This window comes from Streptomyces sp. JNUCC 64, from assembly GCF_054484115.1.
Map to the genome: position 1 here is coordinate 2,130,577 of NZ_CM137015.1, position 14,937 is coordinate 2,145,513.

16 protein-coding genes and 5 tRNA genes are annotated in these 14,937 nt (G+C 72.6%); 5 read left to right on the plus strand and 16 right to left on the minus strand.

What is annotated here, in order from left to right; genetic code table 11:
* Positions 1-19: 19 nt before the first annotated feature.
* Positions 20-508 carry a DUF3515 domain-containing protein gene (locus tag ACVWNX_RS08285; protein WP_454413238.1) on the plus strand — a complete coding sequence of 163 codons (489 nt, stop codon included), beginning with the start codon at positions 20-22 and terminating at the stop codon, positions 506-508.
* A gap of 76 nt (positions 509-584) precedes the next feature.
* Here ACVWNX_RS08285 and ACVWNX_RS08290 read toward each other — a convergent pair whose 3' ends face one another.
* The 3 genes from ACVWNX_RS08290 to ACVWNX_RS08300 form a co-directional block, all read right to left on the minus strand.
* Entirely contained in the window at positions 585-1,736 is a 1,152-nt protein-coding gene (locus tag ACVWNX_RS08290) for a D-alanine--D-alanine ligase family protein (protein ID WP_454413239.1), read from the minus strand.
* A 118-nt stretch (positions 1,737-1,854) separates the two neighbouring features.
* Positions 1,855-2,865, minus strand: a complete 1,011-nt coding sequence (locus ACVWNX_RS08295; RefSeq protein WP_454413240.1) for an NAD(P)H-dependent glycerol-3-phosphate dehydrogenase — start codon at positions 2,863-2,865, stop codon at positions 1,855-1,857.
* Positions 2,862-3,671: a lysophospholipid acyltransferase family protein gene (locus ACVWNX_RS08300; protein WP_454413241.1), complete on the minus strand. Its 810-nt coding sequence runs from the start codon at positions 3,669-3,671 to the stop codon at positions 2,862-2,864. Before ACVWNX_RS08300 ends, ACVWNX_RS08295 begins: the two co-directional genes overlap by 4 nt.
* A 394-nt stretch (positions 3,672-4,065) precedes the next feature.
* On the opposite strand from ACVWNX_RS08300, the gene cofC reads away from it, so the two are divergent.
* A complete protein-coding gene (cofC, locus tag ACVWNX_RS08305) occupies positions 4,066-4,767 on the plus strand; it encodes a 2-phospho-L-lactate guanylyltransferase (RefSeq protein WP_454413242.1) in 702 nt (233 codons plus the stop codon).
* A 9-nt stretch (positions 4,768-4,776) separates the two neighbouring features.
* Complete coding sequence (locus ACVWNX_RS08310; RefSeq protein WP_454413243.1) at positions 4,777-4,980, plus strand: hypothetical protein; 204 nt, start codon at positions 4,777-4,779, stop codon at positions 4,978-4,980.
* 323 nt (positions 4,981-5,303) lie between these two features.
* Here ACVWNX_RS08310 and ACVWNX_RS08315 read toward each other — a convergent pair whose 3' ends face one another.
* The 4 genes from ACVWNX_RS08315 to leuC form a co-directional block, all read right to left on the minus strand.
* Positions 5,304-5,981 (minus strand): HU family DNA-binding protein, encoded by a 678-nt coding sequence (locus ACVWNX_RS08315; RefSeq protein WP_454413244.1) that lies wholly within the window; start codon positions 5,979-5,981, stop codon positions 5,304-5,306.
* 170 nt (positions 5,982-6,151) lie between these two features.
* Positions 6,152-6,379, minus strand: coding sequence for an SCO5555 family protein (locus ACVWNX_RS08320; RefSeq protein ID WP_454413245.1), 228 nt, complete (start codon positions 6,377-6,379; stop codon positions 6,152-6,154).
* 292 nt (positions 6,380-6,671) lie between these two features.
* The gene (leuD, locus tag ACVWNX_RS08325; RefSeq protein ID WP_454413246.1) at positions 6,672-7,265 is read right to left on the minus strand and encodes a 3-isopropylmalate dehydratase small subunit; all 594 of its coding nucleotides are present in this window, start codon (positions 7,263-7,265) and stop codon (positions 6,672-6,674) included.
* 5 nt (positions 7,266-7,270) lie between these two features.
* Positions 7,271-8,701, minus strand: coding sequence for a 3-isopropylmalate dehydratase large subunit (gene leuC, locus ACVWNX_RS08330; RefSeq protein WP_454413247.1), 1,431 nt, complete (start codon positions 8,699-8,701; stop codon positions 7,271-7,273).
* 187 nt (positions 8,702-8,888) lie between these two features.
* On the opposite strand from leuC, the gene ndgR reads away from it, so the two are divergent.
* The gene (ndgR, locus tag ACVWNX_RS08335; RefSeq protein WP_352341376.1) at positions 8,889-9,605 is read left to right on the plus strand and encodes an IclR family transcriptional regulator NdgR; all 717 of its coding nucleotides are present in this window, start codon (positions 8,889-8,891) and stop codon (positions 9,603-9,605) included.
* Positions 9,606-9,680: 75 nt separating this feature from the next.
* On the opposite strand, the gene ACVWNX_RS08340 is transcribed toward ndgR, so the two are convergent.
* A complete protein-coding gene (locus ACVWNX_RS08340; RefSeq protein ID WP_454413248.1) occupies positions 9,681-10,166 on the minus strand; it encodes a DUF4188 domain-containing protein in 486 nt (161 codons plus the stop codon).
* An 83-nt stretch (positions 10,167-10,249) separates the two neighbouring features.
* On the opposite strand from ACVWNX_RS08340, the gene ACVWNX_RS08345 reads away from it, so the two are divergent.
* The gene (locus ACVWNX_RS08345; RefSeq protein ID WP_454413249.1) at positions 10,250-10,954 is read left to right on the plus strand and encodes a MerR family transcriptional regulator; all 705 of its coding nucleotides are present in this window, start codon (positions 10,250-10,252) and stop codon (positions 10,952-10,954) included.
* A gap of 89 nt (positions 10,955-11,043) precedes the next feature.
* Here ACVWNX_RS08345 and ACVWNX_RS08350 read toward each other — a convergent pair.
* The 8 genes from ACVWNX_RS08350 to ACVWNX_RS08385 all read right to left on the minus strand — a co-directional run bounded on the left by ACVWNX_RS08350 (position 11,044) and on the right by ACVWNX_RS08385 (position 14,664).
* Positions 11,044-11,116 (minus strand) — tRNA-Glu (locus ACVWNX_RS08350).
* A gap of 21 nt (positions 11,117-11,137) precedes the next feature.
* Positions 11,138-11,209: transfer RNA gene (locus ACVWNX_RS08355), tRNA-Gln, on the minus strand.
* A 31-nt stretch (positions 11,210-11,240) separates the two neighbouring features.
* Positions 11,241-11,313 (minus strand) — tRNA-Glu (locus ACVWNX_RS08360).
* An 87-nt stretch (positions 11,314-11,400) separates the two neighbouring features.
* Positions 11,401-11,473: transfer RNA gene (locus ACVWNX_RS08365), tRNA-Glu, on the minus strand.
* Positions 11,474-11,494: 21 nt separating this feature from the next.
* Positions 11,495-11,566: transfer RNA gene (locus ACVWNX_RS08370), tRNA-Gln, on the minus strand.
* 438 nt (positions 11,567-12,004) lie between these two features.
* Positions 12,005-13,480 carry a glutamate--tRNA ligase gene (gltX, locus tag ACVWNX_RS08375; RefSeq protein WP_454413250.1) on the minus strand — a complete coding sequence of 492 codons (1,476 nt, stop codon included), beginning with the start codon at positions 13,478-13,480 and terminating at the stop codon, positions 12,005-12,007.
* Positions 13,473-14,270 (minus strand): fumarylacetoacetate hydrolase family protein, encoded by a 798-nt coding sequence (locus ACVWNX_RS08380; protein WP_454413251.1) that lies wholly within the window; start codon positions 14,268-14,270, stop codon positions 13,473-13,475. Before ACVWNX_RS08380 ends, gltX begins: the two co-directional genes overlap by 8 nt.
* A 211-nt stretch (positions 14,271-14,481) precedes the next feature.
* Positions 14,482-14,664: a hypothetical protein gene (locus tag ACVWNX_RS08385; protein WP_454413252.1), complete on the minus strand. Its 183-nt coding sequence runs from the start codon at positions 14,662-14,664 to the stop codon at positions 14,482-14,484.
* Positions 14,665-14,937: the final 273 nt, after the last annotated feature.

A 14,937-nucleotide genomic window follows, 5' to 3' on the forward strand; every position in this document is an offset into this window, starting at 1 on the left:
CCCCGTCTACCCTTGGCCGGTGAACTCTCCGCGTCGCCGGTCCCGTCTGTTCGGGCCGTCCGCCCTCGCCCTGCTCTGCGCCGTCGTCGGCTGTTCCCCGGCGGGCGGGCCGGTGACGGCTGCGGTCCCCTCCCCCGCGCCGGAGGCCGACCGGCTCTGCCGGGACCTGGACGGGGAACTGCCGAAGCGGGTGGACGGACTCGACCGGGCCGACCCGGCGCCCGCGTCCGAGCTGACCGCGGCCTGGGGCGATCCGGCGATCATACTGCGCTGCGGGGTGCCCCGGCCCGCCCGGATGGCCGATCCGAAGGCGGACGGCGTCGAGGTGGACGGGGTGGGCTGGCTGCTGGAGAAGCGGGACGACGGGTCGTTCCGCTTCACCACGGCGCTGCGTCTGGCCTACGTCGAGGTGACCCTGCCGAAGGCCCGGAAGGACCGTGGGATGGGCCCGCTCACCGACCTCGCCCCGGCCGTGCTGGCGACCGTGCCCAAGGGCATCGCGGACTGAACCGGCGGGTCCGCCGCCCGGGCCGCCCTCCCCCGGGCCCGGTCGGCCGGTTCCCGGGGAGGACGGGAGCGTTCCGCTAGCGCAGTCCGGTCGGCCGCCGCAGCGCGGCCCGCACCAGCCGGTCCACCAGCTCCGGGTAGGGGACGCCGCTGGCCTCCCACATCCGGGGGTACATGGAGATGGGGGTGAAGCCCGGCATCGTGTTGATCTCGTTGATCACGAACGTGCCGTCCTCGGTGAGGAAGAAGTCCGCGCGGACCAGCCCCTCGCACCCGGCCGCCTCGAACGCGGCGACGGCCAGCCGCTGGATCTCGGCCGTCTGCTCCCCGGTGAGCGGGGCGGGCACGATCCCGGCGGCGGAGTCGATGTACTTCGCCTCGAAGTCGTAGAAGTCGTGGGACTGGACGGGCGGGATCTCGGCGGGCACGCTCGCCCGCGGACCGTCCTCGAACTCCAGCACCCCGCACTCGATCTCCCGGCCGCGCAGCAGCGACTCGACGAGGAACTTGGGGTCGTGGCGCCGGGCCTCCTCGATCGCCTCGTCGAGGCCCTCGAAGGAGTCCACCTTGGTGATGCCCATCGAGGAGCCCGCGCGGGCGGGCTTGATGAACAGCGGCCAGCCGTGCTCCCCGGCGAACTCCGCGATCCGCCGCCGGGCGCCCGCCTCGTCGCTCTCCCACTCGCGCGGCCGGACCACCAGATAGGGGCCGACCGCCAGACCGAAGGAGACGAAGACGCGCTTCATGTACTCCTTGTCCTGGCCGACGGCCGAGGCGAGCACACCGGAGCCCACGTACGGCGTCCCGGACAGCTCCAGCAGTCCCTGGAGGGTGCCGTCCTCGCCGTAGGGGCCGTGCAGCACGGGGAAGACCACGTCGACGTCGCCGAGGACCTTCGGCACGGCGCCGGGCTCCTGGTAGACGACCTCGCGGCTGGACGGGTCCACCGAGAGGGTCACGGAACCCTCCGGGGAATCGGTCAGTTCGTCGACGTTCGGGACCCGGCGGTCGCTGATCGCCATCCGTTCCGGGTCGTCGGCGGTGAGCGCCCAGCGCCCGTCCTGGGTGATGCCGATGGGCAGCACGTCGTAGACGTCGCGGTCCATGGCGCGCATGACGGCGCCCGCCGTGACGACGGAGATGCCGTGCTCGGAACTGCGGCCGCCGAACACGACGGCCACGCGCGGCTTGCGGAGCCTGTGGCTCTGGGGTGAGGTCTCGCTGCTCATAACGGGTCGAGCGTACCCGCTGCCCCGCCGTGGGTCAGCGCCCGCGGCAGGGTGGACGTCCGGCACCCGGGTGAGGGCGGGTGCCGGACGGGCGCCGGGCGCCGTCCGGCGCCCGGCGTCAGCGCCGTTCGGGCTTGGCGCTGCGGGACATCAGCTCCTTCAGCGCGACCACCGGCGGCTTGCCCTCGTGGACGATGCCGACGACCGTCTCGGTGATGGGCATGTCGACGCCGTGCCTGCGGGCCAGATCCAGCACCGACTCGCAGGACTTGACGCCCTCGGCGGTCTGCCGGGTGACCGCGATGGTCTCCTGGAGCGTCATGCCCTTGCCGAGGTTGGTGCCGAAGGTGTGGTTGCGGGAGAGCGGCGAGGAGCAGGTGGCGACCAGGTCCCCGAGACCGGCGAGTCCGGAGAACGTCAGCGGGTCGGCGCCCATCGCGAGGCCGAGCCGGGTGGTCTCGGCGAGCCCCCGGGTGATCAGCGAGCCCTTGGCGTTGTCGCCGAGGCCCATGCCGTCCGCGATGCCGACCGCCAGTCCGATGACGTTCTTGACCGCCCCGCCCAGTTCGCAGCCGACCACGTCGGTGTTGGTGTACGGGCGGAAGTACGCGGTGTGGCAGGCCGTCTGGAGCCGTCGGGCGACGCCCTCGTCGGCGCAGGCGACGACGGCGGCGGCGGGCATCCGGGCCGCGATCTCCCGGGCCAGGTTGGGCCCGGTGACGACGGCGACCCGCTCGGCGCCGACCTTCGCCACGTCCTCGACGACCTCGCTCATCCGCATCGCGGAGCCCAGTTCGACGCCCTTCATCAGGGAGACCAGGACCGTGCCGGGCGCGAGCAGCGGCACCCAGGAGGCCAGATTGCCGCGCAGGGTCTGGGAGGGGACGGCGAGGACGGTGAAGTCCGCGTCGCGGGCGGCCTCGGCGGGGTCGGTGGTGGCCCGCAGTCCGTCGGGCAGTTGGACCCCGGGGAGGTAGTCCGGGTTGACGCGGGTGGAGTTGACGGCTTCGGCGAGTTCGGGGCGGCGGCCCCACAGGGTGACCTCGCAGCCCGCGTCCGCGAGGACCATCCCGAAGGCCGTGCCCCAGGAACCGGTGCCGAAGACGGCCGCCTTCACGGTGCTGGTCACGTGCCGTCCTCCGGGTCGTCGTGGTGCGGTGCGGCCGGTCCGGCCGGTCCGGTCCGCCGGGCGACAGCCCGTTCGGACTCGGACGTCAGACGCTGCTGGACGCGCGCCTGACGCGGATCGTAGGGGGTGGCGGGGGCCTTCCGGCCGCGCAGCACCTCCAGCTGGGCGGTGATCGCGGCCATGATGACCGCGGTCACCTCCTTGAGCAGTTCCGGGGTGGGCTCCCGGTCGTAGTACGCGGAGAGGTCCACCGGCGGTCCGGCGAGCACCCGGTGGGTCTTGCGGGGCCACGGGCGGGGCCTGCTGGCGTACGGGGGCAGCAGCAGGTTGGCGCCCCACTGGGCGACCGGGATCACGGGGCAGCGGGTGGTCAGGGCGACCCGGGCGGCCCCCGTCTTGCCGGTCATGGGCCATTGGTCGGGGTCCCGGGTGATGGTGCCCTCCGGGTAGAAGGCCACGCACTCGCCCCGTTCGACGGCGTCGATCGCCGCCCGGAACGCGCTCAGCGCGTCGGCGCTCTCGCGGTAGACGGGGATCTGTCCGGTGCCGCGCATCGCGGCCCCGACGAACCCCTTGCGGAACAGCCCGTGCTTGGCGAGGAAACGCGGGACGCGGCCGGTGTCGTACTGGAAGTGGGCGTAGGCGAGCGGGTCCACATGGGAATTGTGGTTCACCACGGTGATGAATCCGCCGGTTGCCGGAATGTTCTCCATTCCTCGCCAGTCCCGCTTGAACAGCACCACCAGCGGCGGTTTGCACAGGACCGCCGCGAGGCGGTACCAGAAGCCGACTTTTCGGCGGGACACTCGAACACCTTCCTGTAGTTCCCGTAGCTCTCGCGGGGCGGTCCGGCCGCGTTCGCCGCGTCCGTCCCGTTCCGTCGTATCGCGTCTTGCTCGTTACCGCTCGTCCTGCCCGGCCCCGCCGTGTCCCGCCCGCGCGGGGCCGGCAGGGACCCGGCGGAGGCGGTGGCCGCGCCGTCCCCGGGCGGCCGCCGTCGTCCTTGACGGCACCCGCCCCGGCCCGGGCCCGGCCAGGTCAGGGGCCCAAGTGTGGCTCCGGGGCGCCGCTGTGTCGAGGACACGGTACGCCCGGGGTACGACGGGCCCCGCCCGCACACACGGGTGAGGGAGCGCCCTCGCGTCCGGGGCGGCCGGGACGCGGGGGACAATGGACGCGATGTGTGGCGACGGAGCACGTGTGCGATGGACCCTGGTCATCCCGCTGAAACCCTTGGCCCGCGCCAAGAGCAGACTCTCGGACGCCGTGCCGGACGCGATCCGGCCCGCGCTGGTCCTGGCCTTCGCCCAGGACACCGTGGCCGCGGCGCTGACCAGCCGGGCGGTCCGGGATGTGGTGGTCGTCACGGACGATCCGCTGGCCGCCCGGGAACTGGCGGTCCTCGGCGCGGAAACCCTTCCCGACCCCCGCCACGGCGGGCTGAACGCGGCGCTCGCGCACGGGGCGGCGGCCGTACGGCGGGAACGGCCCGGCGCCCCGGTGGCCACGCTGAACGCCGATCTCCCCGCATTGCGCCCGGGGGAATTGACCCGGGTCCTCGACCGGGCCGCGCAATTCCCCCGCGCATTCCTCCCGGACTCCTCGGGAATCGGGACCACCCTGCTGACCGCGTCGCCCGGCACGGAATTGCGTCCGCTCTTCGGCGGCACGTCCCGGGACCGGCACCGGGCCTCGGGGGCGGTGGAACTGCTGCTGGCGGACACCGACTCGGTGCGCCGGGACGTGGACACCGGGCCCGATCTGCGCGCCGCGCTGGCGCTGGGGGTGGGCCCGTACACCCTGCGGGCGGTGCCCTCGCCGCCCACGGGGTCCCCGGCGCCCGTCCCGGGCGATCCGGCGGGGCCCCGGGGGCCGGGTCCGCTGCCGGGCCCACGGCGTTAGGCTGCCCTCATGCAAGCCACCGCGTACACGTACGACCCGGACACCCGCAGCGGCAGCGTCCTGCTGGACGACGGGACCCCGGTCCCGTTCGGCGCCGGGGCGTTCGACGCGGGCGGGCTGCTGCTGCTCCGGCCGGGGCAGCGGGTGCGGATCGAGGTCACCGGCGAGGGCGCCTCCCGCGAGGTCACCCTGGTGACCCTCCAGACGTTCTAGCCCCCTCCCGTCCCGGAGACGGGCGCCGGGGCTTCCGGACTCCGGCCGCGCGGGCTTCGCGGCCTGCGGGCTCTGCGGGCTCGCGGGTCCCTCCGGCCCCTCCAGGGCCGCCCACGCCCCGTCCGCGCCGGTCCGGGACGCGTCTGCCCGAACGCGCCTCCCAGGCTCGCCCCGGCCGCCCCCTCGCCCCGGTCGCCTCGACCGGCTCGGCCGTCCCGGCCGTCCCGGACGTCCCGGACGGCCCGGGGCTCCGGACAGCCCGCGGGCCGGGCTCCCCGGAGGGAGTCCGGCCCGGCGCGTGGATGACCGTGGCGGTCCGGTGGCTACCGCTTGCGGGCGGTGGTCTTCTTCGCGGTGGTCTTGCGCGCGGTCGACTTCTTGGCCGGGGCCTTCTTGGCGGTGGTCTTCTTCGCCGGGGCGGTCTTCTTCGCCGCGGTCGTCTTCTTCGCGGCGGCCGTGGTCTTCTTGGCCGCCGTGGTCTTCGCCGTGGTGGCCTTCTTCGCGGGCGCCGCCTTCTTCGCCGTCGTCGTCTTCTTCGCGGCGGCCTTGGTGGTGGCCTTCTTGGCGGCCGTGGTCTTCTTCGCCGCGGTGGCCGTGGTCTTGCGGGCCGTCGTCTTCTTGGCCGTGGCCTTCTTCGCGGCGGCCTTGGCGGTGGTCTTGGTACCCCCGGTCAGGCTGCCCTTGGGGGCCTTCTTGACGGAGACCTCGCCACCCTTGGGGAGCTTCTTCGAGCCGCTCACCAGGTCCTTGAAGCCCTGACCCGCGCGGAAGCGGGGCACGGAGGTCTTCTTGACCCGGACCCGCTCCCCGGTCTGCGGGTTGCGGGCGTAGCGGGCCGGCCGCTCGACCTTCTCGAACGAGCCGAAGCCGGTGACCGAAACCCGGTCCCCCGCAACGACCGCGCGCACGATGGCGTCCAGTACGGCGTCCACGGCGTCAGCGGCCTGCTGACGCCCGCCGAGCTTGTCGGCAATGGCTTCTACGAGCTGCGCCTTGTTCACGTCTTCCCCTTCGGAAACATTGCCCGAACGTATCCGTTCAAGCTTTTTCGCACGTTAGGCAGATATATACCGCAAATCAAACACGAAACGGGCTAATCACCCTTGTGCCGCAATGAACTCGACCGCTGCCCGCGCGGTCGGCCCGCGGCACGGCCCGATGCCGGTGCCACTCAGTCGCCTTCAGGGAAACGACCCTCGTCGAGGTCCACACTCAATCGCTCCAGACGCCTTGCCGCATCGGCGAGATCGTGCTTGGCCGCGGCCGTAATGACCAGCAGCTTCCGGGTCAGCGCCATCCGTACGCCCTCCGGGACTTGCAGTGCGCGCACCTTGGCGTGCGCCTCCTTCAACCGGTCCGCGACGACCCCGTAGAGCTGGAGTTGGTCATCGCGATCCATGCACCGATTGTGCCATCTAGGGCGAGTTGTCGCCCGCCCAGGGGGTAACTACCCGGCTCCGGGGCCGTTTCCCAGTATCCCCGAGGGCTGTTCCACAAGGCGTCTTTCGGCCTCTTGTGGCCCTGGACGGCGGGGAGTTGACGGTCCGCGCCGGGTCCGGCGGAGGCCCCGCGGACGGGCTGCGGAAGCGCACACGGATGTACCCCCAACCGTGGGACGGATGGGGGTACATCGAGTGCTCCGAGGGGGCGCGGGGAGCGCCCCGGGGAGCCGTGGAGGCTCCCCCGAGGGGTCAGACCGCGAGCGTGCGCGGCTTGTACGAGGGACGCCGCGCCTCGTAGGCGGCGATGTCGGCCTCGTTCGTCAGGGTGATGCTGATGTCGTCGAGCCCGTTCAGCAGCCGCCAGCGGGAGTTCTCGTCCAGCTCGAAGGAGGCGGTGACGCCCTCGGCGCGCACCTCGCGGGCCTGGAGGTCCACCGTGATCTCGGCCTGCGGGTCGGCCTCGGTCAGGGCCCACAGCTCGTCCACGACCTTCTGGTCGAGCACCACGGTGAGCAGGCCGTTCTTCAGCGAGTTGCCCCGGAAGATGTCGGCGAAGCGGGACGAGACGACCGTTTTGAAGCCGTAGTTCTGGAGGGCCCAGACGGCGTGCTCACGGGAGGAGCCGGTGCCGAAGTCGGGGCCCGCGACCAGCACGGTGGCACCCGCCCGCTCGGGACGGTTGAGGACGAACTCGGGGTCCTTGCGCCACGCCTCGAAGAGCCCGTCCTCGAAACCGTCGCGGGTGACCTTCTTCAGCCAGTGGGCGGGGATGATCTGGTCGGTGTCGACGTTGCTGCGGCGCAGCGGGACGGCCCGGCCGGTGTGGGTGGTGAAGGCTTCCATGGCTCTCAGACTCCTGCGGGGGTGGCGACGTCGGCTCCGGCCAGGTCGGCCGGGGAGGCCAGGTGGCCGAGCACCGCGGTGGCGGCGGCGACCTGCGGGGACACCAGGTGGGTGCGGCCGCCCTTGCCCTGCCGCCCCTCGAAGTTGCGGTTGGAGGTGGAGGCGGAGCGCTCGCCGGGGGCGAGCTGGTCGGGGTTCATGCCCAGACACATGGAGCAGCCCGCGTGCCGCCATTCGGCCCCGGCGTCCTTGAAGACCTTGTCCAGGCCCTCGTCCACGGCCTGGAGTCCGACCCGCACCGAACCGGGGACGACCAGCATCCGTACGCCGTCGGCGACTTTGCGGCCCTGGACGATGGCGGCGGCGGCCCGCAGGTCCTCGATGCGGCCGTTGGTGCAGGAACCTACGAAGACGGTGTCCACCTGGATGTCGCGCAGCGGCTGGCCCGCGGTCAACCCCATGTACTCCAGGGCCTTTTCCGCGGCGAGCCGCTCCGAAGCGTCCTCGTACGAAGCCGGGTCGGGGACGCTCGCGGACAGCGGGGCGCCCTGGCCCGGGTTGGTGCCCCAGGTGACGAACGGCGACAGCGCGTCGGCGTCGATGACCACCTCGGCGTCGAAGACGGCGTCGTCGTCGGTGCGCAGGGTGCGCCAGTACGCGAGGGCGGCGTCCCAGTCCTCGCCCTCGGGGGCGTGCGGGCGGCCCTTCAGATAGGCGAAGGTGGTCTCGTCGGGGGCGATCATGCCCGCGCGGGCGCCGGCCTCGATGGACATGTTGCAGATGGTCATCCGGGCCTCCATCGAGAGCTTCTCGATGGCCGCGCCACGGTACTCCAGGACGTAGCCCTGGCCGCCGCCGGTGCCGATCCGGGCGATGATCGCGAGGATCAGGTCCTTCGCGGTGACGCCCTCGGGCAGTTCGCCGTCGACCGTGATGGCCATGGTCTTCGGACGGGCCATCGGCAGCGTCTGGGTGGCCAGCACGTGCTCCACCTGGGAGGTGCCGATGCCGAAGGCCAGACCGCCGAAGGCGCCGTGGGTGGAGGTGTGCGAGTCGCCGCAGACCACGGTCATCCCGGGCTGGGTCAGCCCCAGCTGCGGGCCGACCACGTGGACGACGCCCTGCTCGACGTCGCCGAGCGGGTGCAGGCGCACCCCGAACTCGGCGCAGTTGCGGCGCAGCGTCTCCAGCTGGGCGCGCGAGACCGGGTCCGCGATCGGCTTGTCGATGTCGAGGGTCGGGGTGTTGTGGTCCTCGGTGGCGATGGTGAGGTCCAGCCTGCGCACCGGGCGGCCGTTCTGCCGCAGCCCGTCGAACGCCTGCGGGCTGGTCACCTCGTGCAGCAGGTGCAGATCGATGAAGAGGAGGTCGGGCTCGCCCTCGGCGCGCCGGACGACGTGGTCGTCCCAGACCTTTTCCGCGAGTGTCCTACCCATCGCTTTCCCTCCGGTCGTCCGTCGTTGGCCGACCCAACTAGGTGTGTGAGCGTCGCCGCCCGTACCCCTCGTGCCGGACAGCGACCGCCGGTCCCGCTCGGTCGGCGGGCGGCGTGTGGGTACAGGGTGACAAGTTCCCTGGAGAATTGAACTTGCGTTTCACAGAGTGAGACGCGAATATCGTTGCATGGACAACTCTAGTGGGGTCGGCGTACTCGACAAGGCCGCTCTGGTACTGAGCGCCCTGGAGTCCGGTCCGGCCACCCTCGCCGGGCTGGTCGCGGCGACCGGACTCGCCCGCCCGACGGCCCACCGCCTCGCGGTCGCCCTGGAGCACCACCGGATGGTGGCACGGGACATGCAGGGCCGGTTCATCCTGGGTCCGCGTCTGGCCGAGCTGGCCGCCGCCGCGGGCGAGGACCGGCTGCTGGCCACGGCGGGGCCGGTGCTGACCCATCTCCGGGACATGACGGGCGAGAGCGCGCAGCTCTACCGGCGCCAGGGTGACATGCGGATCTGTGTGGCCGCCGCCGAGCGGCTGTCCGGCCTGCGGGACACGGTACCCGTGGGCTCCACGCTGACCATGAAGGCGGGCTCCTCCGCGCAGATCCTGATGGCCTGGGAGGAGCCGGAGCGGCTGCACCGGGGCCTCCAGGGGGCCCGCTTCACGGCCACCGCCCTGTCCGGCGTCCGCCGCCGGGGCTGGGCGCAGTCCATCGGGGAGCGGGAGCCGGGCGTGGCCTCGGTCTCGGCCCCGGTGCGCGGCCCGTCGAACCGGGTGGTCGCCGCCGTCTCCGTCTCGGGTCCGATCGAGCGGCTGACCCGGCACCCGGGCCGGATGCACGCCCAGGCGGTCATCGACGCGGCGGCCCGGCTCTCGGAGGCCCTGCGGCGCACGGGCTGAAGACCCCGCCGCGTGACGAAGGGTCCCCTCGGGCGTCGCCGCCCGAGGGGACCCTTCGTCACGCGTGGACGGCCGTCACCCGGCGGCGAACCGCTCACGGGCCCGGTTCCCCCGCCGCTCCACGGGGACCGTCCCGTGGACCGCTCCCAGCCCGAAGGCGGGCATGTCCACGTAGATGCTCTCGTGGGCCCCGGCCGGGACGACGTACGTCTCGTGCCAGACCCCCACGCTCCCCCGGCCGTCCCGCACCCGGCGGTTGAACGCGGCCCAGGCGGGCCGGTGCAGCGCGTCCGGCCGGGCGGCGTACCCGAGCAGCTTCTCCCGGGACTCCCAGTACTGGACGAGGTAGAACAGCCGCGCCCCGCCGCGCAGGCGCTGGTGCCCGAGCAGCCCCGACGCGGGATCCGCGACCAGTTCCCGGATCATCGCGGGCATCGCCCGCGCCGCGGGCAGCCAATCGCGCACCGCCCGCCACCGGTTGATCCGCATGCCGATCAGGAAGACGACGACCTCCCCCTCGGCGTCCGCCGCGACCCGCCCCTCGATCAGTTCCACGCCCATGACGCATCCCCCGTACAGTGGTTGGATAGCTGAACTATCTAATACTTGGATAGTGCCACTCTCCAAGAAGGGGCGCAAGGGGAATGAGGCTGGCGGAGCTGAGCGAGCGCGGCGGGGTGCCGACCGCGACGATCAAGTACTACCTGCGGGAGGGACTGCTGCCGCCCGGCCGTCGGCTGAGCGCGACCCAGGCGGACTACGACGAGGGGCATCTGCGGCGGCTGCGGCTGGTCCGGGCGATGATCCAGGTGGGCCGGGTGCCGGTGGCCCGGGTGCGCGAGGTGCTGGCGTCGATGGACGATCCATCGCTGGACCACCACGACCGGCTGGGGGCGGCGGTGTGCTCCCTTCCGCACGGGACGGGGGACGACTCCGCGGACCCGGCGGTGACGGCGGAGGCCCACCGGGTGGCCGGTGAGCTGCTGGAACTGATGGGCTGGCCGTCGGGGGGCACGGAGCCGGGCGGGCACTCCCCGCAGGCGCCCGCGTTCCGGATGCTGGTGGAGGCGCTGGTCCGGCTGGACCGGTTCGGCTACCCCTGGGACTCCGGGCGGCTGGCGCCGTACGCGCGGCTGGCGCGGGAGACGGCGGTGACGGATCTGGACCACGTGGAGGGCCGTCCGTCGCCGGAGGAGCAGGTGGAGGCGGCGGTGGCCCTGACGGTGCTCTACGAGCCGGTGCTGCTGAGCCTGCGGCGGCTGGCCGACGCCCTGGAGTCGCACCGTCGCTTCGCCCCGCCGGAGCCCGGGGCGGCGACCGGCGGGCCGGTCGACGCGGCGGCCGACTGAGGCGGGGAGGGTTCGCCCCCTCCTCCGCACATGGCGGGGGGCGTACGAAGGAGGGCCCCACCCACCGGGTGGAGCCCTCCGTCCTGCTGTACCCCCGACCGGATTCGAACCGGCGCTACCGCCTTGAGAGGGCGGCGTGCTAGGCCGCTACACAACGGGGGCCTTGCGGATGAGGTCCGCGAGCTGGCCTACCAGGACTCGAACCTAAACTAACTGAACCAGAATCAGTCGTGCTGCCAATTACACCATAGGCCACAGTCGGTCTGGAAATCGTTGACCGAATGCGTACCCCCGACCGGATTCGAACCGGCGCTACCGCCTTGAGAGGGCGGCGTGCTAGGCCGCTACACAACGGGGGCCTTGGCGATCCCACCCGGCCCATGCGGGCCGGGTGATGTCACCGCTCGATCACGGGAGCTACCCGATGAACACGCGGGATGGATCAGTACCCCCGACCGGATTCGAACCGGCGCTACTGCCTTGAGAGGGCAGCGTGCTAGGCCGCTACACAACGGGGGCTTTGCAGATGAGCTCTGCGAGCTGGCCTACCAGGACTCGAACCTAGACTAACTGAACCAGAATCAGTCGTGCTGCCAATTACACCATAGGCCACCGTGACGCAATCCCCTGCCGGGGACCTTGTTCGGTACTGCGCTTCCCGCCGGGCCTCTTCGGCCCTCTCGGGCGGCGCAGGAAGAACATTACCCGAAGGTGGACGGCGCTCCAAAACGGGTATCCCCGGGCGGTAGCGCGGGGAGTTCGGCGAGCGAGGCGATCCGGGCGGTCCGGCGGGCACCGCGACCGCCCGAGCGCCCGGGCCGGGCCGGACGGCTCGCGGCCGACCGGGCGCGGCCGACGGGGCCGGCCGGCCGCACCGGTCCGGGAACGCCCCCGCCGGTGACCACCCGGCGCACGGGCGGTCGCGGAACGTCACGCCCGCCCGTGGGCCCGGGAGGGTCCGGGGAGGGCGGGAGACGCGCGAGGGCCCGTCCGGCGGTCACGCACCGCTGGACGGGCCCTCGCGAGGGGTCACACGGGGGCGCCGCCCCGTCAGCCCCCGAGCTTCGGGAGCGCGGCGTCGATCCGGGCCAGGGCGCGCTCCCGGCCGAGCACCTGGAGGGACTCGAACAGGGGCAGTCCGACCGTGCGGCCGGTGACGGCGACCCGGACCGGGGCCTGGGCCTTGCCGAGCTTGAGCCCGTGCTCCTCGCCCGCCGCGAGGACGGCGTCCTTGAGCGACTCGGGGCTGTCCCAGTCGGCGTCGGCGAGCTTGGCGCGGGCGGTGCGCAACAGGTCGGCCGAGCCCTCCTTCATGGCCTTCTGCCAGGACGCCTCGTCCTGGACGGGCTCCTTCAGGAAGAGGAAGTCCACATTGGCGGTGATGTCCGAGAGGACGGTGAGCCGGGTCTGGGCGTGGGGCGCGATCGCCTCCCAGGCGGCCGGGTCGAAGTCCTCCGGCGCCCAGGGCGCGTGGGGGGCGCGCAGCCAGGGCTCGCACGCCTCCGCGAACGCCTTCCCGTCGAGCAGCCGGATGTGGTCGGCGTTGATCGACTCGGCCTTCTTGAGGTCGAAGCGCGCCGGGTTGGCGTTGACGTCGGCGATGTCGAAGGCGGCGACCATCTCGGCCATCGAGAACACGTCCCGGTCGGCGGAGAGGGACCAGCCGAGCAGCGACAGGTAGTTCAGCAGGCCCTCGGGGAGGAACCCGCGCTCGCGGTACAGGTTCAGCGAGGACTGCGGGTCGCGCTTGGAGAGCTTCTTGTTGCCCTCGCCCATCACGTACGGGAGGTGGCCGAAGGCGGGGACCCCCTCGGCCACGCCCAGCTCGATCAGCGCCCGGTACAGGGCGATCTGGCGGGGGGTGGAGGAGAGCAGGTCCTCGCCGCGCAGCACGTGGGTGATGCCCATCAGGGCGTCGTCCACCGGGTTGACCAGGGTGTACAGCGGGGCGCCGTTGGCCCGGACGATGCCGTAGTCCGGGACGTTCTCCGGGGTGAAGGTCAGTTCGCCGCGGACCAGGTCGGTGAAGGTGATCGGCTCGTCGGGCATCCGGAAGCGGATGATCGGCGTACGGCCCTCGGCCTCGTAGGCGGCCCGCCGGTCCTCGGTGAGGTCGCGGCAGTGGCCGTCGTACCCGGAGGGCTTCCCGGCGGCGCGGGCGGCCTCGCGGCGGGCGTCCAGCTCCTCGGTGGAGCAGTAGCAGGGGTAGGCGTGGCCCGCCGCGCGCAGCCTCGCGGCGACGTCGGCGTAGACGTCCATGCGCTGCGACTGCCGGTAGGGGGCGTGCGGGCCGCCGACCTCGGGGCCCTCGTCCCAGTCCAGACCGAGCCAGCGCAGCGAGTCGAGGAGCTGCTCGTACGACTCCTCGGAGTCGCGGGCGGCGTCCGTGTCCTCGATGCGCAGGACGAGGGTGCCCTGGTGGTGCCGGGCGTAGGCCCAGTTGAACAGGGCGGTGCGGACCAGGCCCACATGGGGGTTGCCGGTCGGCGAGGGACAGAAACGTACACGGACGGGGCCGTTAACCACGCTGGATCACCTTGTTGGTGAGAGTGCCGATGCCTTCGATGGTGACGGCGACCTCGTCGCCGACGTTGAGGGGGCCGACCCCCGCGGGGGTGCCCGTGAGGATGACGTCGCCGGGCAGCAGCGTCATGGCCTCGGTGAGGTGGACGACCAGGTCCTCGATGGACCTGACCATGTCCTTGGTGGAGCCGAGCTGGCGCTGCTGGCCGTTGACGGTGCACTGGACGGTGAGGTCCGCGGCGGTGGCCAGGTCGATCCCGGTCTCCACCCAGGGGCCCAGGGGGCAGGCGCCGTCGAAGCCCTTGGCGCGGGTCCACTGGTCGTCGGCGCGCTGGACGTCACGGGCGGTGAGGTCGTTGGCGCAGGTGAAGCCGAAGACGACGTCCTTGACCCGCTCCCGGGGGACGTCCCGGCAGAGCCGTCCGATCACCACGGCCAGCTCGGCCTCGTGGTGGACCTCCTGAGAGAAGGCCGGGTAGGCGACGGAGTCGCCGTGGCCGATGACGGAGGTGCTCGGCTTGAGGAAGCTGACCGGGGTGGCCGGGACCTCGTTGCCCAGTTCGGCGGCGTGCTCGGCGTAGTTGCGGCCGATGCCGATGACCTTGCTCGGGAGCACGGGGGGCAGCAGGCGCACCTGGCCCAGGGGGACGCGGGTGCCCGACAGCTCGAAGTCCGCGAACGGGATGCCCTTGATGATGTTGACGACCAGGCCGTCGGTGGAACCGGGCGGGGCGTCGCCCTCGATCGCTCCGAAGGCCACGTTGCCGTCGATGGAGAACCTGGCGATGCGCACGGTGGCTCGGGCCCCTTTTGTCGCTGGTGGAGGTTGGGGGTCCAGGCTAACGCGGGCTCCCCGGGGGGTCCGGGCGGCTCCCGGCGCCGGGAAGGCCGGACGGGGCGCCGTGGGGCGCGGGGCGGCGAGCGTCGCTCCGGCGGTGCCGGGCCGCCCCCGTCGGACGGTCTCCCGGGACGGGTGCGCCCCCCTGGGTGGGGGGCGGCGGAGGTTACGGCGTGGGGGTGGCGGGCGCGGGGATCTCCATGAGGATCGTGCGCCGCGGGTTGGCCGTCTGGGCCGGGAGGTCGACGGAGTGCGTCCGGGCCTCGAACGGGGCGAGACCGGTGGCGTCCTCGAGGTGGGCCAGCGTCGTCCGGCGGGGGTTGGCGGTGGTGCGCTGCGTCGTCGTCATCTGAGGTGCGGACCCGTCCTGGGCTCGGGCACGCCGCCGCGCCGCCACGGGGCGCTCCCGGCGCGCGGGTTGTCATTTGTGCAATCGTTGTAAAGCGTCAGGCTAAACGCGCCATTCCCCGCCGACGGGCGTCCAACGCGGGGGCAAGGGTGTGATTTTGCTCACGAGTTGAAAGAAATTTCCGGCATTTCCTAGATCACCCGGGTGCCCGCGAAACGGACATTCATCAACCTAAGCGATCATTCCGCTGCCGATCATGGCGACTGGGACACC